Annotated in this window: 19 protein-coding genes; 12 read left to right on the top strand and 7 right to left on the bottom strand. The window is 45.3% G+C overall.

Annotation, left to right across the window (positions count from 1 at the left end):
* Positions 1–66: 66 nt before the first annotated feature.
* Positions 67–501: a CBS domain-containing protein gene (locus E2R66_RS05120; RefSeq protein ID WP_133227319.1), complete on the top strand. Its 435-nt coding sequence runs from the start codon at positions 67–69 to the stop codon at positions 499–501.
* 8 nt (positions 502–509) lie between these two features.
* Here the strand turns inward: E2R66_RS05120 and E2R66_RS05115 are convergent, their stop codons facing one another.
* On the bottom strand, positions 510–2,753 hold the full coding sequence (locus E2R66_RS05115) for a PAS domain S-box protein (protein WP_133227317.1): 2,244 nt from the start codon (positions 2,751–2,753) through the stop codon (positions 510–512).
* Between the two features lie 231 nt (positions 2,754–2,984).
* Here E2R66_RS05115 and E2R66_RS05110 point away from each other — a divergent pair, with 231 nt between their 5' ends.
* From E2R66_RS05110 to E2R66_RS05095, 4 genes are all read left to right on the top strand, one after another.
* Positions 2,985–3,452, top strand: coding sequence for a DoxX family membrane protein (locus E2R66_RS05110; RefSeq protein ID WP_133227315.1), 468 nt, complete (start codon positions 2,985–2,987; stop codon positions 3,450–3,452).
* 93 nt (positions 3,453–3,545) lie between these two features.
* The gene (locus E2R66_RS05105; RefSeq protein WP_133227313.1) at positions 3,546–3,965 is read left to right on the top strand and encodes a hypothetical protein; all 420 of its coding nucleotides are present in this window, start codon (positions 3,546–3,548) and stop codon (positions 3,963–3,965) included.
* 111 nt (positions 3,966–4,076) lie between these two features.
* Positions 4,077–4,856, top strand: coding sequence for a hypothetical protein (locus E2R66_RS05100; protein WP_133227311.1), 780 nt, complete (start codon positions 4,077–4,079; stop codon positions 4,854–4,856).
* Positions 4,857–5,274: 418 nt separating this feature from the next.
* Positions 5,275–5,733: a cold-shock protein gene (locus tag E2R66_RS05095; RefSeq protein WP_133227309.1), complete on the top strand. Its 459-nt coding sequence runs from the start codon at positions 5,275–5,277 to the stop codon at positions 5,731–5,733.
* Positions 5,734–5,881: 148 nt separating this feature from the next.
* Here E2R66_RS05095 and E2R66_RS05090 read toward each other — a convergent pair whose 3' ends face one another.
* Positions 5,882–6,430, bottom strand: coding sequence for a hypothetical protein (locus E2R66_RS05090; RefSeq protein ID WP_133227307.1), 549 nt, complete (start codon positions 6,428–6,430; stop codon positions 5,882–5,884).
* A 505-nt stretch (positions 6,431–6,935) separates the two neighbouring features.
* On the opposite strand from E2R66_RS05090, the gene E2R66_RS05085 reads away from it, so the two are divergent.
* Together E2R66_RS05085 and E2R66_RS05080 are read left to right on the top strand one after the other, a co-directional pair.
* Positions 6,936–7,670 (top strand): hypothetical protein, encoded by a 735-nt coding sequence (locus tag E2R66_RS05085; RefSeq protein ID WP_133227305.1) that lies wholly within the window; start codon positions 6,936–6,938, stop codon positions 7,668–7,670.
* 602 nt (positions 7,671–8,272) lie between these two features.
* Positions 8,273–8,650 carry a hypothetical protein gene (locus tag E2R66_RS05080; RefSeq protein ID WP_133227303.1) on the top strand — a complete coding sequence of 126 codons (378 nt, stop codon included), beginning with the start codon at positions 8,273–8,275 and terminating at the stop codon, positions 8,648–8,650.
* An 852-nt stretch (positions 8,651–9,502) separates the two neighbouring features.
* Here E2R66_RS05080 and E2R66_RS05075 read toward each other — a convergent pair.
* Positions 9,503–9,877 carry a hypothetical protein gene (locus E2R66_RS05075; RefSeq protein ID WP_133227301.1) on the bottom strand — a complete coding sequence of 125 codons (375 nt, stop codon included), beginning with the start codon at positions 9,875–9,877 and terminating at the stop codon, positions 9,503–9,505.
* 593 nt (positions 9,878–10,470) lie between these two features.
* Between E2R66_RS05075 and E2R66_RS05070 the strand changes: the two genes are divergently transcribed.
* Positions 10,471–11,721, top strand: coding sequence for an FKBP-type peptidyl-prolyl cis-trans isomerase (locus tag E2R66_RS05070; RefSeq protein WP_133227299.1), 1,251 nt, complete (start codon positions 10,471–10,473; stop codon positions 11,719–11,721).
* Between the two features lie 574 nt (positions 11,722–12,295).
* Complete coding sequence (locus tag E2R66_RS05065; protein ID WP_133227297.1) at positions 12,296–13,375, top strand: hypothetical protein; 1,080 nt, start codon at positions 12,296–12,298, stop codon at positions 13,373–13,375.
* Between the two features lie 250 nt (positions 13,376–13,625).
* On the opposite strand, the gene E2R66_RS05060 is transcribed toward E2R66_RS05065, so the two are convergent.
* Positions 13,626–14,732 (bottom strand): AAA family ATPase, encoded by a 1,107-nt coding sequence (locus E2R66_RS05060; protein WP_133227295.1) that lies wholly within the window; start codon positions 14,730–14,732, stop codon positions 13,626–13,628.
* 515 nt (positions 14,733–15,247) lie between these two features.
* On the opposite strand from E2R66_RS05060, the gene E2R66_RS05055 reads away from it, so the two are divergent.
* Positions 15,248–16,657, top strand: a complete 1,410-nt coding sequence (locus tag E2R66_RS05055) for an ATP-dependent DNA helicase (RefSeq protein ID WP_133227293.1) — start codon at positions 15,248–15,250, stop codon at positions 16,655–16,657.
* Between the two features lie 99 nt (positions 16,658–16,756).
* On the opposite strand, the gene E2R66_RS05050 is transcribed toward E2R66_RS05055, so the two are convergent.
* Positions 16,757–18,088, bottom strand: coding sequence for a sensor histidine kinase (locus tag E2R66_RS05050; protein ID WP_133227291.1), 1,332 nt, complete (start codon positions 18,086–18,088; stop codon positions 16,757–16,759).
* Positions 18,089–18,284: 196 nt separating this feature from the next.
* Between E2R66_RS05050 and clpB the strand changes: the two genes are divergently transcribed.
* Positions 18,285–20,876, top strand: coding sequence for an ATP-dependent chaperone ClpB (gene clpB, locus E2R66_RS05045; protein WP_133227289.1), 2,592 nt, complete (start codon positions 18,285–18,287; stop codon positions 20,874–20,876).
* Positions 20,877–21,014: 138 nt separating this feature from the next.
* Here the strand turns inward: clpB and E2R66_RS05040 are convergent, their stop codons facing one another.
* A complete protein-coding gene (locus E2R66_RS05040) occupies positions 21,015–21,956 on the bottom strand; it encodes an alpha/beta hydrolase (RefSeq protein WP_133227287.1) in 942 nt (313 codons plus the stop codon).
* 368 nt (positions 21,957–22,324) lie between these two features.
* Between E2R66_RS05040 and E2R66_RS05035 the strand changes: the two genes are divergently transcribed.
* Positions 22,325–23,929, top strand: coding sequence for a hypothetical protein (locus E2R66_RS05035; RefSeq protein WP_204985865.1), 1,605 nt, complete (start codon positions 22,325–22,327; stop codon positions 23,927–23,929).
* A gap of 235 nt (positions 23,930–24,164) precedes the next feature.
* On the opposite strand, the gene E2R66_RS05030 is transcribed toward E2R66_RS05035, so the two are convergent.
* Positions 24,165–25,037 (bottom strand): YitT family protein, encoded by an 873-nt coding sequence (locus E2R66_RS05030; protein WP_133227285.1) that lies wholly within the window; start codon positions 25,035–25,037, stop codon positions 24,165–24,167.
* Positions 25,038–25,184 lie beyond the last annotated feature (147 nt).

Here is a 25,184-nt window from a genome sequence, read left to right as displayed (position 1 = left end):
TAACCTATTGTTTTTAACATACTTATTCGTAATTTCATAAACCCAATTATAAACCTGTATTTTTTTATGAAAAGCGTAAAACACATCTTAGCCCGCAAGGGGAGTGCGGTTATTGCCGTACCTGCCGATACCACTGTATTGAATGTGCTTAAACTAATGGCCGAAAGGAATATCGGCTCGGTAGTGGTTACTGATAACGGCCAATATATTGGCCTGGTTACCGAACGCGATTACGCCCGTAAAATAATACTGATGGGCAAACATTCTGACGATACGACCGCCGGCGACATCATCAGCACTAATTTGCCGCGCATCACACCAAAATCGTCTGTAGAGAGCTGTATGATTATCATGAGCGAGAACAACATCCGCTATCTGCCCGTTTTTGATGAGGCGGATGAGCTTTGCGGCATCATCTCTATCAATGATGTGGTGTACGAAACCATCCACTCGCAAAAGGAAACCATAGAGCAGCTGCACAGCTACATACAGTCTACCTAAAATTGGCTTTAACCTGCCATCAGCTGTTGCTGGGGTAAATTGATGATGAATTCTGTGCCTTTATTAAGCACGCTGGTAATAGCTATGGTACCGCCCAGGCTTTCTACCTGCGTTTTCACCATAAACAGGCCAATGCCCTTGCCCTCTACGCTGGTATCAAACCTTTTATAAAGGCCGAAGATATCTTCGCTGTATTTAGAGGTATCTATACCGCGCCCGTTATCGCGGAAGTTGATGGTAATTTTGCCGTTGGCTGTTTTGGCTGATATGACTATCTCCGGCGATACCACCCGGTTGCGGTATTTGATGCTGTTTAAGATGAGGTTATAAAGGATGCTGTGAATAAAACTCTTGAGCGATACGATTTCTGCAGTTTCGAAATCCGCTCGTATGGATACTTGTTCTTTTTCGATCAGGTGCCTGATACTTAGTTTAATATCCTCAACCAGCTTAGATAGCCTGATGCGTTCTATATGTTCATTGGGCGTTTGGCTCACCTGCAAAACTCGGTTAAGATCAAGGATGGTATCGTCGAGTTTATCCGCAGATCTGCTGATGCTATCTACTATTTCGGCTAGTTCGATATCCTCATGGCTGGAGCCCGACAGCAGCGACGACAGCCCGATGATGTTGGCCACCGGCGCGCGCAGGTTATGCGATATGATGTAGGTAAACTGTTCCAGCGCTTTGTTGCGCTGCAGCAGGTCAGCCGTGATTTTTTCACGTTCTATCTCCAGCCTTTTCTTGTCGGTAACGTCTTTTACGGTATAGATGTAGCCAAAATCTTCGTATTGCTGGTCTTTGATGCCCGCCCAGGTAATATCGAACCATTTTGCCTGCCCTTTAATAAGGCGGCTCTCCTGGTAGTGCATCACGCCGCCATTGCGGGTGTTCTCTAATATCTCCAGCACAAAGGCGTGATTTTGTGTGGGTATGCAATCCAATACCGCGCTGCCTTCGGCAATTTTGCAGCCCGTTGTCACCTCAGATAGCTGTTGCGCCAGGTTATTGAAAGATACAATGTTGCCTTGCCCATCAATAAGCATACACGCTGCATCTGTATTGTTGAAGATGGTGCGCAGGCTTGCTTCAGATTTGCGTATGGCCGCCTCATCCAGCTTTTGTTTGGTAATATCGCGCGAGAAGCAGGAGAGGCCGATAACCTGCCCGCTCTCCCTGATAGGGTTGATAGAATAGCTGAGGTACACCTTCTCGGGCCCGAAGGTGTATTCGTTTACGAATTGCTGGGTTTCGCCGTCCAGTGCGCGTTGGTATATGTTTTCCCATTTCCGGCCCACCTCCGCATCATAGCCGCTAATCATCTCCAGCGTGCTTACTCCTGTAAAAATATCGAAGCCGTAAACATGTTTGATCGTATTTTTGAAGAGTTGGTTGTAGGTGATCACCTTCAGGTTGCGATCCAGTGAGTACACCAAATCGCTGGTGTTCTCTATAACAGCCGATAGGTTGGCTTCAGAATGCTTCAGGGCATTCTCGTGCTCCTTTCGCCCGGTAATATCGGTGAGCATAGCCAGCGAGCCTGTGTACTTTCCATCGGCATCAAAAAGTCCGTTGGTTGCCACAATACATTGTACATGGGCTCCGCTTTTGTTAATGAAAGTACTTTCGTGCGTTTCGGCAATACCCTGCCTGCGTTTCTCCGCCCGGGCAAGCGTATCGCTGCTATTATGGTTGTACCTAAAATCGGATTTATCCCTGCCAATCATTTCTTCGGCGGGGTAGCCCAGTATATCGCAGGTTTTTTGGTTCACGAAAACGGTAATCAAATCCTGATCTACTATCCAGATACCTTCCTGCGCGGTCTCTACTATTTGCCGGTAGTTCTGTTCGGTAAGCTGCGCTTTTGGGGGAATGGCAGCATCATGGGTGGCAACCAGTACGGCAGCGGGCAGCGTATGGATATCCTTCTTGAGGATATAATCGCAGGCCCCCTGTTTTATAAGCCTTACTATCTGCTGCGCATCGGTGCCTTCATTGGCCAGCACCATAAATGGTACGGCAGGGCTGTATTGTTTTAGCGCCGACAAAGCGTCCGCTGCACTCAGTGCGGGGAAAGCATCGCTGGCTATAATTAGGTTGGGGGCGAACCCTGATAATTCCTCCAGGAAGGCGGGGCCGTTATCAACTACCTTTAGCTTTGCATCAATACCTGCTGCTTTAAGCGTAGCGCTCACCGTTAAAACGGTGCCTGCGTTATGCTCCAGGTATAGTATTTTGATAGTTTCGATCACAGGTAGTATCCTTAATGAAATTGTAGGCGGCGGGGGGCAAAGCTTACGTACAATACTAAGCAAAAAACAACATAAAGAAAACGTTTTTTGTTTTGCTTGCGCTATTGTGTTTATTTTACATAATCCGTGCCGTAACTACCTGAAAAAGAGTTGAAAATATTTGCATTTATAATAATATTTAGTTGTAACTTCAATTACCAATTACAAACATCTTAAAAAAGGAGGCATCATATGAATATGGTCCAAAAAGTTGAACATTGGGGTGATCTTCATCATCCGAAATGGCTGGATATGGTACGCATTATACTGGGGTTGATTATCTTTAGCAAAGGGGTGGTATTCATCAGTAGCACGGGCGTGCAGCAGGATTGGATCTTCCAGAACAAAACCTTCGATGGCTCGGGCCTGATGGCCGTGGTGCTTATCCATATTGTTGCTTTTGCCCATGTGATAGGGGGGCTGCTCATCCTTACCGGTTTGCTCACGCGCATGGTTGCCGTGATGCAGATGCCCATACTGTTAGGCGCTATATTTTTTGTGAATATTACCAAAGGGCTATCGTTCCTCAATACGGAATTATGGCTTTCCATATTGGTTTTTTTGCTGCTGGTATTGTTTTGGGTGGTAGGCTCGGGCAAGTTCTCGGCAGATGCCTGGATTGCCGAAACCAACGATCATCAGCACAGACACAGGCATTAAAGATTAGTTTTCATGTTTGCGAAACCCGGGTGCCGTGCTGGCGTCCGGGTTTTACTTTTTAATTTGGTCGTGCCGAAAGCTAAGCCTAAAGCCATGAAATTATACACTCCCGCTCTGTTTTTAATACTGCTTGCCACAGCGTGCGGGCAGCCTTCAAAAACCGATAATGCCAAAAGTCCGCAATTGGCCCCGTCCGCTCCAGTCGCTGTTAAGGTGCCATCACCGCAAAGTGCCTCTAAATGGTTCGATTCACTCTCTGTAGTTTATAACAAAACCACCAAAAACGAATTGGTGCGCATTGCGGTAGCCGACAAAACCCTTAATGAAGAATGGCTATTTGATCAGGAGTTAAAGACCGACACCGCCAGTTATTACCGTTATCAGGTAGGGCACGATTTAACCGATGCCGATGGCAGTAGATTTATTACCGATGCCTGGATTTATGTAGATACCGTAAAAAGGCGGTTTTATGAACAGCTACCTGATCAACAGCTGATGGAGTGGAAGCCGTGAGTAGCTTGCTTCTGTTCTAAAAATCAAGCGAATAGGCATAAACACTTGCGCATTTTAGCACTAAACCGTATATTTAAGGCAGATTAAAAATAGTACTAAAACCTTATCATTATGAAAAAACAATTACTTGCCGGTATCATCGCGCTCAGCACAATTGCGCTGGTTTACACATCGTGCAAAAAAACGTCAACGGATCCATCGACCAAAACGGTTGATGCTAAAACGGTAACCCAGGAAATTGCCCTTAACATTGCCCAAACATTTTATGGTGACCTTGGCGGTTTCGATTTTAGCGATGGCCTGCATCCGCAGGTAAACGCCGTTAGGCCTGGTTTTAAAAAAATCGTAATCAACACGGTAAACCCCGAGTGCGGACTTAAAGTGGATACCACGCTTAGCTACAACATCGGCATAGATACTACGCAACTGAGCATCTCGGGCCGTTTTAAATATGCTACCACCTGCATCAACAATAACATAAGCGGCCTCACTTTTTACGATAGCCTGCTGGTATCTATGATAACGCCATCATTAGCTGTTAAATACAGGATAGGGCAAGATTTAGCAGTCACCAGCCTTGGCCCAGGCAATCCTAATTCAGAGTTGTCTTTCGGCGGTACCATGAATATGCAGGTAGATCTGGAAGTCAAGACCGGCACCAAGGCGAAAGCGAATACCGTGTTCAACTATAAACTAACCTCGCTTATCGTCGACCCGGCAGATGACGGCCAGATAAAAGGTGGCAGCGCGGTATTCAAAACTACCGGCAGCACCCCGCAAGGCAAATGGGACTACACTGGCACCATCCTTTTCATGGGCGATAATAAAGTAAAAATCACCATCAACGGCGCCACTTATACGGTAGATATCCAAACCGGGCAAATCGTTTAATTAAGCAGCTTTAAAATAAGTAAAGAGACTGTATCATATAAAGAACCCAGTGTTAAACAACAAAACTGAATTTGGTGAGGATAGACTTTGTGTCCTTTGTGCTAAATGGTGTGCCAATCTTTGTGGCCTTTGTGGTTGAAATTTTACCACAAAGGCCACAAATGGAGAAACACAAAGAACACAAAGCCAAATTTAATTTTTAGTAAAATACCTAAAAAGCATTTACGATACAGCCTCTTTGCATTCAGGAATAATGTGCTCCGGCCGGAGATTTTTAAGCGGTAAACGCGGGATTTTAATGACCTAAAGCAAGCGGACAAAACGCCTACAACCTGTTTGTTTTTAAACATAAACTATTGCCTGCTAAAAAATACAAAAGCTTGCAATTATTATTATAAAATCGTAGTATCTTTGCAGTATGGGTAGATCAACTGAAACATTCAGTAAAAAAGAACGAGAGAAAAAAAAATCGATCAAGTTAAAAGACAAAAAGGAAAAGGCCGAAGAGCGCAAAGCGAACGGATCTAAGGGCAAATCGTTGGACGATATGATGGCCTACATCGATGAAGATGGTAACATTACCTCAACACCACCGGATCCTAACAAACGCCGGAAGATAGTTGCTGAGGATATACAAATCAGCATCCCTAAGCAAGCCGAACTAACCGAAGCGGAAAAAATACGCACGGGCACGGTAACCATGTTTAATAGCTCAAAAGGTTTTGGCTTCATCAGAGACCACGTAACACAGGAAAGCATTTTTGTGCACGTGAACGGCTTAACCGAAGAGGTAAAAGAAAACGATAAAGTAACCTTTGAAACCGAACAGGGACAAAAAGGGCTTAACGCAGTAAACGTAAAGAAAGCACCTAAATAAAGCACAGATTTCTGTTTAAACGCTCTTTGAGGTTTAAACAGGTTTATTTAACGCCTTTATTTATAACAGGAAAAGCAAATTGAAGCCCGGCTTCAATTTGCTTTTTTTATGGAATTAAAATGGGGTGCTGAGTTTTTCTCCGGTTGCTTTAGTTTTTGTGATAGTTACACACAATGCGTTTTGCATATTCCTCTAGCTCTTTTACTTGTTGCTTGCAGGCTTCATTAGCAACAAGCCCGCTGCGTGCCACGCACGATTCATAGAACGAAACTTCTATCGTGCCGCCGGGTAACAGTTCAGCTAAAAAAAACACGATATCAGCGTTTAATTGGTTTGCCAGTAAAAATGTATTTGGCGAAATACTTTCTCCGTAGGCACCGTCAACCAAAACCACCATAGTTGCGCCTTCCAATAAAATGGTCCTCATTTTGATCAGCACAGTTGGCCCGGTAGCAATAGCGGGTATGGTTTGTGTGCTTCCCCATAAAGCTACAGCGGTTATTTGATGATGGGCTCCCGCTATGGCTGCTTTTGGCGCGTAGCCGTTTTCTACCAAATAGCGTATGGCAACTTTAACCAGGGGTAAATGCACCGAACACAGCATTATACCGCAAGGCCGTTCTTTAGCAAACAGCTCAAAACCTTTGGCTATCACAGGTATGGGAAAAGCTATGTTTTTACGGGTTAATAAACTCAATATGGCATTTAATAAATAAGCATGCCGTAACCCAGGGCTGCGGTTTTGCAAAGAATTTGCTCCCTTACGGCAACGCACCACTAAACCTGTGAGTTTGTATGCAGCAGAATACCAGTATTTTGGCCTGTAAAAAGAAACGATATAAGCAACAAGGAGTTTTCTGAATAGATGGTGAGCCTTTTTAAGGAGCTTGAGATTTGATAATATATCCATTCTGTATTAAAAATACGCCAAAAGCCTGCAATAATAATATATACATCGGATATTTTATAAAAATTAACCCTATGCCTTACAAATAGGATTTAGATGACCATTAAGGAGCGATCTGTATTGATGTTCAATGGTATACATGCCGTGGAGTGGAGACGATGTGGCAACCTTGACCGCCAATAGCGGGTGAAAATACGCTCCTAAATACCGTTAAGATACGGTACGCCAATGGTTTTAATTTCCCGAGATTAGGTATAGTAAATCATAAATATTTAATGCCTAAACTAATACAGAGATGGAAGACATAAAATCATCGATTGATTCAATTCAATCAAAACTCGACGACTTATCCAAAAAATCGGAAAAGAAAGACAAGCGTGATTTTTGGATAAACTTAATTTCGGCTATCATTTTACCGGTAGTTATTGCTTTTTCGGGATATTGGTTCTCCGAGGCACTTAAAGAAAACGAATTGCAACAGGCTGCCGACCAGCAGAGTGCGCAGCTTAAAGTTTCCTTAGCTAACCAACGTTTAGAAACATTTAAATTTGTTATGCCTTTAATTGAGGTACTGAGTACAGGAAACCCCAAACAGCAAGCTTATGCGCGCCATGTAATTAACCTGCTTGTGCCGGATGATGCGCCGCAACTCTTACAAATTGCGATAACATCTGCTACCGGAAGCACTAAGGGTTTGCAAAATAAACTCGACTCGGCCCAAATCAATTTAGTTGCCAATATATTCTCTCCTGTTGCGAAAATCCGTACCACTAACGCCAATGAAATTATGGTGAGCTGGTACAAAATAGACACGATTATACCGATACTGATTGATTACGCAAGCAAGCATTTGGATAACGGCGATGGCGTGTATAACTCCATTGTTGTTTTAAACAACATGCATGGCCGGGCCTTAACGGTGCACAAGAAGCAAGTTCAGGATTTTGTAAACAAGGTAATGGCGCTACCAAATATGCCTAAAACCGTTGCTGCGGCTACGGAGTTCAACCAGGAATTAAAAGGGTTGTGAAATAGTGTAGTATTTCTGATAGGCACAAGTAGCTGGCAACGATAATGGTAACGTTAATGTGCATAATAGTTTAGCCGTAGCCTAGGAAACTGGCGTATTCTGCCTTCGTTGGGTGTTGTCACCAACGAACCGCGATGCTTGCAGATGATGCATTAACCCGATATGCCGCAGTGCTTGTAATGCCCTAACCATTGGGCCGATATCCCGTAGAGTAAGTGCATCCTTGTGTTATTGCTGACAACAACAACAACAACAACGGCGAAAAAGATAGTAAATAAATACGATAATAGTAAATTAAACATCTTATAATCAGGAATTTAATTAAATAGAACAACCCTTTTTAAAGCAAAAAACTCGGAAGGAAAATCTTCCGACCATGACAGGTATTTATACCCGCTTTTTTTGTAAAAACGGGTATAAGTATCTGTTTGCAATATCGAGTATTTATGCTCTTACACTGTACCAGGAATCGTCCCAACTTTACATCATCAAAAGTTTTTGTAGCGGAGCAGAACCCGCTTAAAAAAACGGACTGACTGTACAGGATAAAACGGGGGCGAAAATCTGAAAAGCCTTATGAGTAGGAAAAAAATAGAGAAAACATGTCAACTACAATTAGTGTAACAGCTTGCGATAATGAGCTGATTATGGTGGCCTACAACACCAACGACAACAGCGTGAGTTACGAACTTTGCAGATTTTTATCTGGGTATCATTATAGTGTTAATGTGCCCATAACTGTAAATGTAGGGCCGTTTTTGGGCACATTGCAGGTAAATGGGCTTTCGGGTAGTATTAATCAACCGCTTAATATTTTGCTGCCGCAAGGATCATACAATTTATTATTAATAGGGATTAATTGGGGGGCAGGTGAAGCGTCATTTAAGGTAACTGTTAATAATCAACCCTTCAATTACAGTAATCACGGCGCTCAAGCCGGGGTAGTTTGGACCCCGGCACCAATTTCGATTACTGTTTAACAAAAAGCAAATTTAGCTGCCTGTAGTTGTAAATCCGGATGGCTGTGCTTGTAGTAAATGACTTCATAAAATTCAAAAGTTTTTGGATTTTCATCTAAAGACTTTTGAATTTAAATATGTAGCCCTCACCAGGCAAATTTCCAGCTATTGTTTGTAAGATTTAACCAGAAGGCTTTTCAAGGTAAAAAAATATTACAACGGTTAGAGCCCAGCCCCTGCAACAGGATAAAAGCCTTTCTGCCTTCGCTGGGTGTGGTCACCAACGAACCGCGATGCTTGTAGATGGCGCATTAACCCGATATGCCGCAGTGCTTGTAATGCTCTAACCGGTGTGGGGGATCAAATCGGGTTTAGGGTCCACCGGCAGTTCAAACTAACTCCTTTGTCAGTGCGAGCGATAGCGTGGCAATCTCATGTGCAAAGTAGCCAAAATGCTTGGGGCCGACTTGCTCATTTACAATGATACACACAGCACGCGTGCACCAGCATCGGCGGTTATATATCCCCTCATTCTGAACTTGTTTCAGAACCCCATCATAAAGTCGCCACTGTGCCTTGCCGTTTTGCATACTGATTACCTGCCGTGTGGGGTTCTGAAAAAACTTGTTATATCGAACGAGCGATAGCGAGTAGATATCTTGTTGTTGATGCATGGCTCGCCACTATGCAAGCCCGCCTTGCCTGCCGATGATTGCTTCGTTCCTCGCAAGGACGAGGTGGTGATTAGATTTGTCAACTTTCTAAAAGTTGACAAATCTTGTTGTTGATGCAAGGCTCGCCACCACGCCCGCCCGCCATGCATAACTAACAAGATCCTTCGCTATCGCTCAGGATGACAAACAGGGGAAAACCTCAGGCCTTTTTTGCATAATAGGCCATTACCCTTTGCGTAAAAGCCAGCAACCTGGTATGCAGGCGCTCCAGCTGTTTGTAGCCCGCGTTGAGGCCGTCGACAGGGTTGCGCAGCTGCACGCGACTAAACAATGGGTGCCCGGCAAAATACCGGCTGTAAGCCACCAAAAACTCCTCGGGCGAATACCAGGTTTTGGTATCGGGGTCGTATACCCAGCAATTGCTTTCGCGCGCATTTTCACAAACGCGCTCGGCGGTAAGCAGCGCCTGCCGCTCCGCTTCTTCTTCCGCCAACCTGCGGATATTTTGCTCCAGTTCCCGCTTTCTTAGCGCTTCAAGCTCTTCGTTGGTATAAATATTGGGGTAACCGGCCATGTCGCAAATTGCTAATTATATTAGCAATATACAAGTATTGCTTTGGCTGATTTTTCCACAAAGATGCCTAGAAGGATTGGCGGGGTTTGATTAAGGTTTTTGCGGTGGAGGTTTACAATTTGTTAAGATAGATGCGGCACGCGTGCGCTAGCTTTGGGCCTGCATCACAGTTCAGGAGGGTGCATCGTTCATTTATAGTTGGTTTATTGCACATCACATCTATTGGTAAAACTGAAATTGAATTAGGAGATACAAGCGTTCAAATTGGTGAAAATTATAAAATGAATGTGGATGAGTTAAAAAGAAAAACTCATTTAAACCATCATTGTATTATGCCTAGTGCAAGCTAATTAAGGGATAGTTAGCTACCTTGCAAGTCGTTAGGCACAAGTACACCCCGCACGTGGCCTTGTAAAGCATAGTTGCGCCAAGCTGAGCATCGGTGTGCTATTGGTGACAAAACCCAACAACGGCGAAGCTAAAGTAAAGGGTAGTTAGCAAGTTTGCCAGCACTAAGGTGCAAGCACACTCTGCAGATGTTCTGCGCAGTATAAGAGAGCAAGTATGGGTGGCTGTCCTGAAAATAACTACCTGTGGCTATTTTCGGGAGAATAAAAACAACGTATATTGCAGTATTAACAACCAATATAAACCTTTCAATGAAAAACCTTTGCGTTCTATTATTAATGATAATAACTACAGGCTATTGTTTTGGGCAAAGTTCTGCCAGTGCCGAAATTGATAAAGGCTGGGGACCATGGAAACAAAGTGGTTGTTTTAAAGGCCTTTTTTTTAGGGTGCAAAGAGATCATTATGATAGAGGCACAAATAAATTGTTTTATCTGATTGAGTTTCAAAACAGATACAACAAAAGGGTAGGATTTACCTTTTATTTGTTTAATCCCGCAACAGAGAAACCCAAAGATGTGAACCCGGGATATACCTTTGGTGATGCTTCTGTATCGTTAATGCCGGGTAAGGTGTATCGCACGTTTGAAGGTGTTATTGGGGAGGGTAACGCTATTTGTCAAATATTTGACGTTTGTTTTGTTTTTAATAAGGATGGGCAGACTAGTTGCACTTCCGGACCTTATAATGGAAACGGTAGTTTTGCAGAATGTGATAATGGGATACCCAATTATATAGTATATACGGCAGCAGATCAGGCAAATGCGGAAGCTGCCGAGGAGGCAGCTAAGAAAAAGGCGTATGATCCAAACTATACATATAAAGGCGAAACCAGTCCCGGTAGAAATGTGAATCAACGTTCACCTACTGATAAGTTGCTTGATGTTTACGCAAAAACATTGGGTGTAAAGAATAGTGGGACAACTAGTTATAGCCCAGGCCCCGCAACTTCGCCTGTGGTTACAGAAAGGCAACCAGCTATAGCAAACCCATCACCAGTCTCCGAAGTAACAGAAAACGATTTTGCAATGGATGTAACGCCATATAGCCCACTGAACGCCAAAGAACAAGCTGAAAGATTTGTAGCTGGCTTTGCCAAACGTTCCGGCGTACTTACCCTGCCCAGTGGCGTTCTTTACCAAATGCTTACACCTGGCACAGGGGTAAAACCAACAGCAACCGATAATGTAAAAATTAACTTCAGAAAAACAACGGTAGTTGGAAAGCAATATATGGCCGTTTTAGCAACCGATAAGGCCGAAACTATTAATGTTGGAGAAATAGGCCCAAACCTGGCTGAGGGAATTAAGTTAATGAATGTGGGTAGCAAATATTGTTTTGTTTTTCCGGCACCGCTCGCCGGTAAACAGCCCGACTATCCCGCAGGTTCCGTTACCATTGTTTGGGTTATCGACCTGTTGGAGGTGGTAAAATAATGAAAAAAAAATATCTAATTGGCGCTGCTTAAAAATTATTTAACTACATCGTTTGTAGGCAGCGTAGGGAAATATTCATGATGCATGTACATGACGAATTAAGACATTATGCCACAATGCTTGTAAAACCCTAACTGACGTGGGGGGCCAAATCGGGTTTATGGTCGACCTGCAGTTCAAACTAACCCCTTTTTCATTGCCAGCGATAGCGTGGCAATCTCATGCGCAAAGTAGCCAAAATACATGGGGCCGCCTTGCTAATTTTCCACGATACATGCTGCACGCGTGCGTCAGCGTGGGAGATAAAACGGCATCTTCCCTATTAAAGGATGCGGCCAATAAAAGCCAAACGCTGCAATCAATATAAAAGTAATACTCCTGTGCTGGTGCTGCAGCCCTTGATGTCACCTTTCTACAGCTCAATTGTTTATGTAATAAATACTCCCGGCGGCTAGGAAGAATTCCGCCGGGTTGTTACTCTTTTCCCGGTTTCCCACCAAAATGATATACATCCGCAATTGTAACCTTCATATTGTTGATTATGATCGCTCACTTTACTTTATAAACCAATTTTATGAAGCCAAATATTTACAAACTGGTTCTCTGCGGATTACTTGCGTTAAGCGCCTGCCGGAAAGACGAGTTCAAACAACCGCTGATCACACAATCGCTTAACGGCTCTAACGACCAGTTGATTATAGCGGCTGTAAACGAAAATTACCTGCCGTTAACCGTTAAAACCATCGCCGGAAATCCCGGAACTAGAGGCTATGCGGACGGAACGGGCAAAAATGCATTGTTTAACCCGTTGTGGGGCATTGAGCTTACCGATGACGGCAACCTGTATGTGGCCGATATATATAATAACAAGATACGTAAGGTTACGCAGGAGGGTGTAGTAACTACTGTAAAGATACCGCTGCGGCCCGACCGTACATCATTGCGAAACCCGGCTGTGATTAAAATATCCAAGGATGGAACGATGAACATTTTAGCTTTGGAATATACCCGGCAATTTAAATATAAGATATGGATTGTAAAGCCGGACGGCCAGCTTTTTAACCCAGAGGTACGGAGCAACGAGTTCTTTTACGATATTTCTAAAGATCCCTATAACGACTTTTACTGGATATCCGGCGGAATTGCAGACTTCCGCGGTACGCATGGCGGACCGAAAGGGGTTATAGAGAAATTTTTGCCCGATGCTAAAGACAGTTTGGGTACAGACCCCTATAGTCCGGATAAAGATAAGCTTGTGCAATACTACGACCAGCAATATCCTAGCATAAGCAGCATTTTTTGCGGATATAATGGCGTTAAGTATCTGGTTGTAAATCAAAAGCATATCTACAAGCTTACAAAGTCGGGAGAATTTACGCAATTGTTTAAAAATTACAATTTCGAGCTTATATACAGCATCGTAGCGAATAAGGATAGCCGTACCTTATATGTTGCAGACGGCGGGCGTATAGTGGCCATCAGCAATAATAAGGTTCAATACCTTGTAGGTCCGCACCCGGAGTATAAGGGTCGCGACGGCGTGGGCAGCAGCGCAGACATCAGGGCTCACCACATGGTTTTATCCCCGGATGAAAGTACCCTTTATTTTACCGACTTTGACTATTGCACCGTCCGCAAGCTACTGTTAAGATAAAACTTAATGTCAAACGGCTGTTCGAACGGCTAATGTTAGCGGGTTGACACAACTTGATATATTTGACGTCTTATTAAAAGTTTTTAAAAAAAAAGCGGGGGTTAACATGTTAACCTCCGCTGCATTGGTTCTCCCGGCATGGGCGCAAACCATAGGGTGTAAGTCCCGAACGCACCTTGATAGTGAGAAGCGTTAACCAAACAAAAGCTCGACCCGCAGCCATACCTTTCCCTGCTTCATAAAAACGCACTCACGCCCCCACTATCCCTTCCCGCTTTAATACCCTGAACACCTTACTCGCTGTACACCCAGTTTCTTTGGCAATTTGCCGTATGCTTTGGCCTTGTGCATGCAGCTTTACCATTTGCGCTGCTTCTCCCTTGCGCAATTGCTCGGTATAAGGCAGCAGGTGAGGGGCTTCGCTGCCTTGCCCTTCAAACTCGAACAGCAGGAAACCACCCTGTTTGGATATGCGGCAAAACTTTACCGCGTCGGCACCCATTGTGAGGTCGCCGCTGCGTTGCTTTACCTGTTTCAGGTAACGCAGGCCGGGCGATACCTGGCTTTCGCCTATGGCAAAGGCGCTATCGGCAAAGTTGATCAGCATCTTGCTGCCCTGCAAATCGTCGCGGGTAATGGGCCGGCAGGGGTTGCGTTTGGGCGTATGCGCCAGCACCAGCATGCTTAGCCGATAGGTGTTTTTGATATGGTGCAGGCTGCGCATCAGTTTTACGGCACCGGCTGCGTTCTCGGTGCTGCTGCGCAGGGCGGTAATATTGTCAATAATTATCGTGCGCGAGCCGGTGGTAACGATAATATTCTCCAGCGAGTTGATGAGGTAATCGTGATAGCTGGCAAACTTGCCCTCGCGGGTAGCATCGGGGTTGATAACCACGCGGTAAAAGTTGGGCGCAAAACGGTACATATGGCCGTTTAGCGCGGTGTATCGCGCAGCAAATTGGGCGGCATTCAGCTCAAAATCGAAGTACAGCACCGGCTCGGCCTGTTGCTGCACAGGCATATCGCCAAATTGCCGCCCTGTGCTGATGGCTTCGCCTATTTGCACTGCCAGGATAGATTTGCCCGCGTTGGTATCGGCAAATAAAATGCAGAGCTCGCCTTTGTACCATAAATCGCCAAAGAGCGTTTCGCCCGCAGGTCGCTCGCCCTCGGGTAGTTTTAGCCAGTCCTCTACTTTTTTGATGATAAAAGCATCGTCGGTAGTTACCTGCCGTTGTTCCAGCTCTTGCATCTGTCGGCTTTGTTTGGGCGTAAGGGTGCCCCGGCTCATCGACCGGATAAGCTCTATAATAAGTGGGCGCTCGCCGGCAAGGTTGTCGCTTAAAGAAGATCTCATGATGGATATTGGGTTGTTGATTTGGGTTTTCGGAAAACGGTGTTGGGTCCGCGTGGCTGGTCGACTCACCCTGTCGGCGGACAGGGTGAGTCAGATATGCGAGCGATAGGAAACAGATTTAACAGTTCCGGGCACTTTTTTTTAATGATGCAAGTTACCCAAAAGCATACAGTTTGATGGTGACACTGTTTTGTCAGTACCCGCGTGCTTAGTCCCTAAATAGCCTCAATCGCTGTTTCAAAGGTGTTTCATTTCGGAGCAAAAAGGTGTTTCACCTGTTTAAGCTAAATTTACTTATGTGTATAATAATGAATGTTTTATGTGCTTTATTTAAATGAATACATTGTTTCAGTATGTTTTATCAAGATTAGGTAAATTATTGATAATTAAATATTTATGAAAAGCAGGGTGTTTCGCTCTCGCGAAGCGAAACACTTGCGTTAATTCCGGCAAATTCGCCCTCAAAATTTTACCTAATCTGCCTCAACTCCTGTTCTTAATCTGCATTTTTGTATGTGCCCACATCAGAACAAATATCCTCGTCCTTCCCGCACCAGCCAAACGTGCAGCAAACCGAGCTGTTCGGCAAACTTCACCGATTTTTACTGGCCGATGAGGGCCACGAGTGCTTTATCCTTCGCGGCTATGCCGGTACGGGTAAAACCACTGTGGTCGGCGCCTTAGTGCAGGCACTCAAATATTACGACTACAAATCGGTATTGCTGGCACCTACGGGCCGCGCTGCCAAGGTAATTACCAATTACAGCGGTCGCAAGGCTTTTACTATCCACAAGCGCATCTACCGAAAAAAGTCGGCAGTGAATATGGATGAGGCCTTCAAACTGAACGATAACCTGGCCACCAACACACTTTTCATTGTAGATGAAGCCTCCATGATATCCGATGAGCATAGTGGCTTCAATGGTTCCACCTTGCTGCTTGATCTGCTCAAATTTGTGTACAACGGCCGCAACTGCAAGCTGATGCTGGTTGGCGATACCGCCCAGCTGCCGCCGGTTGGCTCGATAGACAGCCCGGCGCTGGATAGCAAGCTGATGAAGGATAAGTTTATGCTGGAGGTGCACAGCTACGAACTGACCGACGTGTTGCGCCAGCAGCATGATTCGGGTATCCTGTATAACGTTACCGAAGTGCGCGATATCCTCCGCCGGGAAGAAGAGGAATACCCACAGATTGTTACCGAGGGCTACAAGGACGTTATCCGGATGACCGGTGCCGACCTGGAGGAGGAGTTGGGCACCGCTTATCACAATTATGGGTACGATGGAACGTTGATCATTTGCCGCAGCAACAAAAACGCCAACCAGTATAACATGCAGATCCGTAACCGTATCCTGATGCGGGAGGAAGAGCTCACAGGTGGCGATCAACTGATGATTGTGCGTAATAATTACTTTTGGCTGCAAACAGAGGAAGAGGGTAGCACGGCATTCATCGCCAATGGAGATATCGTAAAACTGCGTAAGGTGCGCAGGATGGAGGAAATGTACGGTTTCCGGTTTGCGGATGTGCAACTGGAATTTATTGATTATGCCGAGGACCCTGTGCTGGATTGTAAGATACTCATTGATACCTTATACTCCGAAGCGCCGGCGCTAACTCCCGATAAGCAAAAGCAACTGTACCTGGAAGTGATGAAAGATTACGACCACATACACAACAAGCGTGAAAAACACGAGCAACTAAAGCTAAACCCATACTACAACGCCCTGCAGGTAAAGTTTGCTTACGCCATTACCTGCCACAAAGCCCAGGGCGGCCAGTGGGAAGCCGTGTTCGTAGACCAGGGCTACCTCACCGAAGAAATGGTAAACACCGATTTCCTCCGCTGGTTTTACACTGCCTGTACACGGGCAACCGAGAAATTGTATTTAGTGAATTTTAATGAGAAATTTTTTGTCTGAACCCGAATTTGAGGGATTAATCGAATTGACAGAATTAAAAAAGGTGCTCTGTAATTCTGTCTATTCTTAAAATTCGTTTAATTCGAGTTCAGACATTGACTATTCCGCCTGCGGCAAATCAACAGTAAACGTACTGCCTTTGCCTTCTATGCTGCTCACGCTTATTTTGCCGCCGTGCCGCTCTATAATATGTTTTACGATGCTAAGACCAATACCTGTAGATTGTTCGCCTTTGAGGCCAGTACGGCCCGCCCCGCTAAAGCGGTCGAATATTTTAGGCAACATCGCTTTGGGTATGCCCAGGCCATAGTCCATCACCTTAATAATAATGCGCTCTTTTACCCGGCTTAGGTGCACCTCAACCTTGTCGGCATCGTTAGAGAATTTCAGCGCGTTGCTTATAAGGTTGTCTATCGCCCTCGGGAATTTCTCGTGGTTGATCAGGGCGTAAGCCTCGTTGGTGTCACTTGTCAGCACTACCCTGTTGCGGCCGCCCAGTTGCACGCGCCAGGTGTTTACCATGTTTTGCAGCAGGTTGTTCATCTCGGTACGGCTGGTATCAAAGCCGGCGCTTCCCTCATTACGCGCGGCCTCCAGCAGGTCGTCGATAATGTTGCGGGCTTTGGCGCAGCTCTCGCGCATCATTTTTAGGTTATCCTGAGTGTCTTCGTCTATGTCTTCCATCTCCATCATCATGGCTAAGGATTCTACGGCTGCAATAGGGTTGCGCAAATCGTGTGCTACGGTACCTAATACCTGGTTCTTGAAAGCGTTGGCTTGTTCTATCACGGTAGTCTTATCGCGTATCTCTATTACCTGAAGGTAATAAGTGGCTTTGTACGAAAAAAAGTATCGCGAGATAAGGAAAAAGCCTGCTATCAAAATGGCCGAGATCATCTGGTTGTAGATCATTTCCGTAGCATCGGCCTGGGCGTGAAAAAGCAAAGCTGTAAATAACAGCTCTATGCCCACCAGCAATACGATGGTTTCATAGTATTCGAACACAAATAGCACGCTCACCAAACTAAGCGCTACCAGGTATAAGGTAAGGGCGTTGCTTGGATCGGCAGTGGCTATAAAGCTCGAATACATGCCGCTGCAGATGATGTAAATCGAAAACACGAACACAAAAAGTGCCATGCCTGCCGTACCGCTTTTTAGTTTACGATATTGATCGATGAGCAGGAAACTCGTCAGGTAAAAAACGGGTGTTACGGTAATATATATCCAGTTGGTAAAGCTAAATTCGGGAAAGTTTTGCGCCCGGGTAAGGCTCTCGGGGAAAATGTGGTACAGGATACGGATAACCAGGTTGAGCACAAGGAACACCAAACTCGCCCTGCGAACACTCAGCAAATTCTGGTAGGTATAGTAGTTGCGATATGCGTTGGCGTACTTTGCGGGTAACTTCGAAAAATAATGCGTGTCCAAATCTTTTTAGTAAGGGTTTGTAAAAGTACATTTTGCAAATCAAAATTAAAATTTTTCCGTTTAAAGCAACGCAAAATGGCTGATTTTGAAAGTATTAATGTCAAAATGACGGATTGAAAAGAACTTTAATGCCAAATTTTCCATAGCCGGGTCTTGGCAATTGTTTTGAGTACAATTGTATATCATAATAAATACCATGAATTTCAACAATTTTACCATAAAAGCACAGGAGGCCGTGCAGAAGGCATCCGAAATAGCAACTGGCAACCAGCAGCAGGCCATAGAGACCGCGCACCTGCTAAAAGGCTTGCTTTTAGTTGATGAAAACGTAATAACCTATCTGCTTAAAAAACTTAACGTTAACCTGAACAGGCTTAATGAAACGTTGGATACGCAAATAGCGTCGTTCGCCAAAGTGAGCGGCAGCAACGTGTATTTGTCATCTGCCGTAAACAGCGTCCTGCAAAAAGCGCAGTCGTATTTAAAAGAATTTAAAGACGAGTTCGTTTCGGTTGAGCATCTGCTGCTCGGCGTGTTGGCCGCAGGCGATAAAACCGCATCGGCGCTTAAGGATATGGGCGTGAATGAAAAGGACCTGAAAAAAGCTATCGTAGAATTGCGCGGCGATAATAAGGTAACCGATCAGAATGCCGAAGCCACTTACAATGCCTTAAATAAATATGCCCGTAACCTTAACGAGTACGCCGAAAGCGGCAAGCTCGACCCGGTTATCGGCCGCGACGAAGAGATACGCCGTGTAATACAGATACTATCACGCCGCACCAAAAACAACCCCATTTTGGTTGGAGAGCCCGGCGTAGGTAAAACCGCAATTGCCGAAGGTATTGCCTTCCGTATCATCAAAGGCGACGTGCCCGAGAGCCTGAAAACTAAAACCGTTTTCTCGCTGGATATGGGCGCACTTATAGCTGGTGCCAAATACAAAGGTGAATTTGAAGAACGCCTGAAAGCTGTTATCAAAGAAGTGATTCAAAGCGATGGCGAGATTATTCTCTTTATTGATGAAATACATACCCTGGTTGGTGCGGGCGGCGGCGAGGGCGCCATGGATGCGGCCAATATATTGAAACCGGCTTTGGCCCGTGGCGAACTAAGGGCAATCGGTGCAACCACGCTGAACGAATATCAAAAATACGTAGAGAAAGATAAGGCGCTCGAACGCCGTTTCCAGAAGGTGCTGGTAGATGAGCCGGATACAGCAGATGCTATCTCGATTCTCCGTGGATTGAAGGAACGTTACGAAGCCCATCACAAGGTGCGCATCCGCGATGAAGCTATTATAGCTTCGGTAGAGATGTCGCAACGGTATATTTCCGACAGGTTTTTGCCGGATAAGGCTATCGATTTGATGGACGAGGCCGCATCAAAGCTCCGTTTGGAGATGGACTCGGTACCCGAAGCGGTTGACGAATTGGAACGCCGCATCATGCAACTGGAAATTGAGCGTGAGGCCATTAAACGCGAGAAGGATGACCGCAAGGTTGCTGAACTGAGCGAAGAGATTGCCAACCTATCGGCAGAGCGCGATTCGTTGCGTGCCAAATGGCAGGGCGAAAAAGACCTGGTAAATGGCATTAACCAAAAGGTTGAGCAAATTGAAAATTATAAGCTAGAAGCCGAACAGGCCGAACGTGCCGGTGATTACGGTAAAGTAGCCGAATTGCGCTACGGTACCATTGTACAGGCACAGCAGGAAGTGGAGAAACTGAAAGCTGCCCTTGCCGAAAATCCCGACGATAGCCGAATGCTGAAAGAGGAAGTTACTGCCGACGATATTGCCGGCGTGGTAAGTCGCTGGACGGGTATCCCGGTGAGTAAAATGATCCAAAGCGAACGCGAGAAGCTTTTGCATTTGGAAGAAGAACTCCACAAACGCGTAGCAGGGCAGGAGGAAGCCATTGAGGCCATCAGCGATGCCATACGCCGCAGCAGGGCTGGTTTACAGGATAAACGCAAGCCAATTGGCTCGTTTATTTTTCTGGGGACTACAGGTGTTGGTAAAACAGAATTGGCTAAAGCATTAGCAGAGTATTTATTTAACGATGAAAACTCGTTGGTGAGGATAGATATGAGCGAATACCAGGAACGCCATTCGGTATCGAGATTGATAGGCGCGCCTCCGGGTTATGTGGGTTACGATGAAGGCGGTCAGCTGACCGAGGCCGTTCGCCGCAAGCCCTATAGCGTAGTACTGCTCGACGAGATTGAGAAGGCGCACCCCGATGTATTTAATATCCTGCTGCAGGTTTTGGACGACGGGCACTTAACCGATAACAAGGGCCGCGTGGTGAACTTTAAGAACACCATCATCATCATGACCTCAAATATCGGTTCCAATATCATCCAGGAAAACTTTCAGGGTTTGGAGGATAAGAACCGCGACGCCGTGATAGCCAAAACCAAGAACGATTTGTTTAACGTTCTGCGCGCTACCATACGGCCCGAGTTTTTGAACAGGATAGATGAGATCATCATGTTTACGCCGCTAAGCCGTGATGAGATAACCGATATCGTAAAACTGCAGTTCAAGCAATTGCAAAACACACTGGCCGAGTTAGGCATCACCATAGAAGCCTCGGAAGAAGCCCTCGACTGGCTGGCCCAATTGGGTTACGACCCGCAATTTGGTGCCCGTCCGCTGAAACGCGTCATACAGAAAAAGATCATGAATGAACTGTCGAAACAGATACTAGCCGGTAAGGTAGATCGCGACAGCAAGATAAAACTGGATATGTTTGATAATAACTTTGTGTTTATGAATTCGTGAGGGTGAGTGCTGATTGATGAGTGAGTAGCTGCAAGCGCAAAGTTCAGAATATAGTTCAGAATGGAGAGCTGCCCGTGAGGGTGGCTCTTTTTTTGTTTGAGGCTACGTAAAGGTAAAGAAGACGATTAATGCGCTGCATTATTTTTTTTCGGCTTCCTTTAAAAAGAATTCTGTCATTTTTTTAAAAGTATTTTCATTAAAAGTAATCGGCCCGTGCTGGCCTTGAGGAACAGTAATAAACTCAGTCAATATTCCCCGTTCCTGCAATGCTTTGGCAAAAAGCGCACTTTGGCAGTAAGGGACAACATTATCTGCATCGCCATGAATTACTATAAAATGAGGATCTGTTTTGTCCAGAAAAGTGATGGGGTTGAGAATAGCTATCATATCAAGATTTTCGGCCGGATTGCCTCTGATAAGCGCTGCTTCGGGAGAGTCTGCTCCTTTTGGTTTGTTACACCCATCCATGAGTGCCATGTCGATAGGGCCAAACCAATCCACTGCCGCATTCACAGAACTGCTGGTTGCGGTATATTTTCCAACATTTCCTTCTATATCAACTTTTACTTTTCCCACTGTAAATTCTTTAACAGAATTTGATGTTGCGGCGAGCGAGGCAAGATGCCCACCTGATGAATAGCCTGTAATGCCAATAAAGGAAGCGTCAATTTGATATTTATCCGCATTTGCCCTTATGTACCGTACTGCAGCTTTTACATCATTGATCTGGGCCGGGTAAGGAGCATCCCCACTCGATCTGTGGTTAATGGCTATAACCGCAAACCCGCCGTCGAGCAATGATTTTCCAAAAGCATCATAGGCAGCTTGTTTTAAGTTATTGCCATACCATGCACTACCGTATATTACAATAACGGCCTTATAGGTAGGTTTTGCTACTGTTGGTAAAAAGATATCGAGGTTATGATACGCTTTGCCATCATCGGCATAATTCAAATTGCTCCATTGCTTAACACCTACAGAAGATGGAACAATTACGCTATCTTTTGTTAATTGCTGATTTTTTTTGCAGCTAAGAAGCAATACAATAAGTACTGAAAAAGCTAGTCTTAAAGTGGTCATTTAGTCAGGTTTAGATCAAACATAATATTAGTATTTTATATACTCAAGCTTTACCGAAAAATAAGGCAACCGATTGCGAAACACTTAAGGATACCACTGAAACGTGTGACGCATCATTCAAATACAATTACAGCCGCCCTCAACAAGGCGGCTTTTTTGTTACCTATGAAATCCCCTAGCTGGTGCATGCATGCGGCGGGTATCGCATCACGCAATTCCACCCCGTGAAATCACCCTAAGTAAATCCGTGTAATCGCCCAAAAGAAAAGCTTAACATAAACTTAATCAAAAAAGCGGAACATTAAGCCCAGTTTTGAACGTATAATTAATAACAATTAATTCTCACTTACTGAAACTAAAAAACACTTATGAATTATTTCTCTAAATTAAAATTGCCGCTACTTTCCATAGCGGTTGCAGGTTTATTGGCAACGGGCTGCCAAAAATCGGAAAATGTTACAGCGGATGCCCCGGCAGCCGTAACCACTACCTTAAAAACCGATGCGGTTAGCTTAACCCAGGGTTTCGAGGTAGGAGCAACAAGCCCAAAAACGGCTTATGACGTTTCGCCAACCGGCTCTTCCAGTGGCGATAACGTTACGCTTTCGGGTAACTCGTGGAATTTGTACGATGCTTTGATCGGCAACCTGGCGGGTGATAAAAAAGCAGGGTCATGGTCGGCACGTATTCGCAACACGGGTAAAATTACTATGCTCTACAACTTAACTAGCGGCATTAGTAGCGTAACCATTAAACACGCTACTTACACAGGTGATGGCAACAGCACCTGGGGACTTTTCTATTCGGTAAACAGCGGCAGCAGCTGGACGCAAGCCGGCAGCAACGTTACCACCAGCAGCACACTTAGCACGCAAACCTTCACCTTTACGGTTAGCGGTACTGTACGTTTAGAAATCCGAAAGCTAACCGGCGGTGCCGACCGTATCAACATCGACGATATTACGGTTAACGACAACGCAGGCGGCGGCACTGGCGGCGGAACGGTACTTACAGGCAAAAAATTCCTGTTCGATGCCAGTCATTTAGAAAACGCAGGTAGCGCCGACTGGCAGATAGATGCCGACGGTACCGAGAATGTACCGCTTTACACGGGCGGCACCACGGTAGAAACCAAAGCACAGCGCTTCCCAACGCCATCCTACACAGGCATAACCTCAACCACTGCCGAAACTTATTGGAAGGGGGCTATGTCGGCCTGGGCGGTAGAGTTGGTTAAGAAAGGCGAGTTGGTAGAGTCGTTGCCTGTGGGTACAGCTATCACCTATGGTAATGCATCCAACGTGCAGGATTTGAGCAACTACGATGTTTTTGTAGTGGTTGAGCCTAACCGTTTGTTCACCGCAGCAGAAAAAACCGCTATCATGAACTTCGTATCTAATGGTGGCGGCCTGGTAATGGTGGCCGACCATACCGCAGCTACAACCGCCGGTACCGATGCAAATGGCTACAATCCATCAGACCGTGATGGCGATGGTTACGATTCGCCACGCGTTTGGAACGATTTAATGACAAATAATGGCATAAACAACAACAATCCTTTCGGTTTTACCGTAAACTATGTGGATATCAGCGAAGGGCCATCGACAAATGTATACACCGGCACAAACACCAATGCAGCTATTGTGCTGAATGGTGCTGCGGGTACGGCCTCTAAACTGGCATTTTATAACGGTTCAACAGCCAACCTTACGCCGGCTACCAATTCAACGGTGCAGGGTTTATTTTGGAGGAGCAGTGCAACTAATGGTGGTACAGCTAATGCCATGGCACTATTGGCTACGTATGGTAACGGCAGGGTGTTCTTTATAGGCGACAGTTCTCCATCAGACGATGGCACCGGCGATACCGGCGACAGCCTTTTCAACGGCTGGAGCGGCGATTCGCCATCAGGCTTTACCTCGCACCCTGCGTTGCACTTAAATGCATCGCTGTGGGCGGCTAAGGCGCAATAGATAAGCGTACTCAGATCAGTTTTCGTTATAGTTCAAAGCGGTGGGCCTAAAAATCTGCCGCTTTTGTTGTGTCTGGGGATGCCGAACGAAGAGAACTAATATCGAACACCGAATGTTGAAATATCGAATGACGAAGTGTTGGGAAGTAAATAATTAAGCAGTGCGCTCACTTCAAAATTCATCATTCCAAATTCAAAACAAAATCCTAAATCGCACATATCCAATCCGAAATCCTTTAGTGTCTTGCCCTTTTCTTAAGCACCCCACCTGCCGCTTCTTTGATGGTGCTGGTAAAGATGAACGCCTTGGGGTCAATATCGTGCACCAGGTTGCGCAGGCGGCGCACTTCCAGGCGGGTGATAACGGTGAATACGATATCTACAGGCTGGCTAATGTCGAAACTTTCCTTTAAAAAGCCGCGTTCGCCTTTGTAAACGGTAATACCCCGGCCAAGCTCCATCACCAGGCGTTCTTTCACCAATTCGCTTTGCCCGGAAATGATGGTTACGCCGGTATATTCCTCCAAACCTTCTATTACAAAACTGATGGTTTTTGAGGCCGTGTAATACGTCATGATGGAGTAGAGTGCGGTCGGCAATCCGAGTTCAAAAGCAGCGATCAGGAAGATGATGATATTGATACCGAGGATAATTTCGCTGATGGTGAAACTGATGCGCTTGCCCGTGTATAGGGCCAACACCTCGATGCCATCCAGTGCGCAGCCGCCACGTATAGCCAAACCAACGCCAATCCCCATAAACACCCCGCCGAATATCGAAACCAGCAATTTGTCTGATGTTATTTTATCAGGGTAGTGTACAAACTGCAGGCATAAACCAAGCAATATAATAGCCACCAGTGTTTTTACGGCAAACATTTTATTCACCTGGAAAGCTCCCATAATAATGAAGGGAATGTTGGCCAATACAATTACTACAGCGATGTTGAAATGGTAAAGCTCATGCAGCAACAGGCTCATACCGGTTACGCCGCCATCAAAAAATGCATTAGGTATTAAAAAACTTTTGAGGGCAAATCCGCAGAACAGGATGCCTGCCAGGGTGTATGCTATATCGGTTGCCCAATGTGCTAGATGTGTGCTTTTCATTCAGTATGCTGATTTACAATAGCTATTAGCTGTTTACTTGCTAAGGTGTGCATTCACGGCCTTATCAGAATCCGTTAAATACTTTTAAGGGCTAAGATATTAAATGTTTGCAGCTTTGCCCGCTTAAGTTTGCTTTTTGATAAATTA

The sequence above is a fragment of the Mucilaginibacter psychrotolerans genome (assembly GCF_004519315.1).
GTDB classification, from domain to species: Bacteria; Bacteroidota; Bacteroidia; order Sphingobacteriales; family Sphingobacteriaceae; genus Mucilaginibacter; species Mucilaginibacter psychrotolerans.
This window is presented reverse-complemented; position numbering and strand designations above follow the sequence as displayed.

What these genes read in the sequence shown, in the direction of transcription:
- E2R66_RS05110 (WP_133227315.1), top strand. Translation starts at nt 2,985, where the DNA reads ATGAATATGGTCCAAAAAGTTGAACATTGGGGTGATCTTCATCATCCG.
- E2R66_RS05080 (WP_133227303.1), top strand. Translation starts at nt 8,273, where the DNA reads ATGTCAACTACAATTAGTGTAACAGCTTGCGATAATGAGCTGATTATG.
- E2R66_RS05085 (WP_133227305.1), top strand. Translation starts at nt 6,936, where the DNA reads ATGGAAGACATAAAATCATCGATTGATTCAATTCAATCAAAACTCGAC.
- E2R66_RS05095 (WP_133227309.1), top strand. Translation starts at nt 5,275, where the DNA reads ATGGGTAGATCAACTGAAACATTCAGTAAAAAAGAACGAGAGAAAAAA.
- E2R66_RS05060 (WP_133227295.1), bottom strand. Translation starts at nt 14,732, where the DNA reads ATGAGATCTTCTTTAAGCGACAACCTTGCCGGCGAGCGCCCACTTATT.
- E2R66_RS05030 (WP_133227285.1), bottom strand. Translation starts at nt 25,037, where the DNA reads ATGAAAAGCACACATCTAGCACATTGGGCAACCGATATAGCATACACC.
- E2R66_RS05100 (WP_133227311.1), top strand. Translation starts at nt 4,077, where the DNA reads ATGAAAAAACAATTACTTGCCGGTATCATCGCGCTCAGCACAATTGCG.
- E2R66_RS05065 (WP_133227297.1), top strand. Translation starts at nt 12,296, where the DNA reads ATGAAGCCAAATATTTACAAACTGGTTCTCTGCGGATTACTTGCGTTA.
- clpB (WP_133227289.1), top strand. Translation starts at nt 18,285, where the DNA reads ATGAATTTCAACAATTTTACCATAAAAGCACAGGAGGCCGTGCAGAAG.
- E2R66_RS05075 (WP_133227301.1), bottom strand. Translation starts at nt 9,877, where the DNA reads ATGGCCGGTTACCCCAATATTTATACCAACGAAGAGCTTGAAGCGCTA.
- E2R66_RS05105 (WP_133227313.1), top strand. Translation starts at nt 3,546, where the DNA reads ATGAAATTATACACTCCCGCTCTGTTTTTAATACTGCTTGCCACAGCG.
- E2R66_RS05040 (WP_133227287.1), bottom strand. Translation starts at nt 21,956, where the DNA reads ATGACCACTTTAAGACTAGCTTTTTCAGTACTTATTGTATTGCTTCTT.
- E2R66_RS05035 (WP_204985865.1), top strand. Translation starts at nt 22,325, where the DNA reads ATGAATTATTTCTCTAAATTAAAATTGCCGCTACTTTCCATAGCGGTT.
- E2R66_RS05120 (WP_133227319.1), top strand. Translation starts at nt 67, where the DNA reads ATGAAAAGCGTAAAACACATCTTAGCCCGCAAGGGGAGTGCGGTTATT.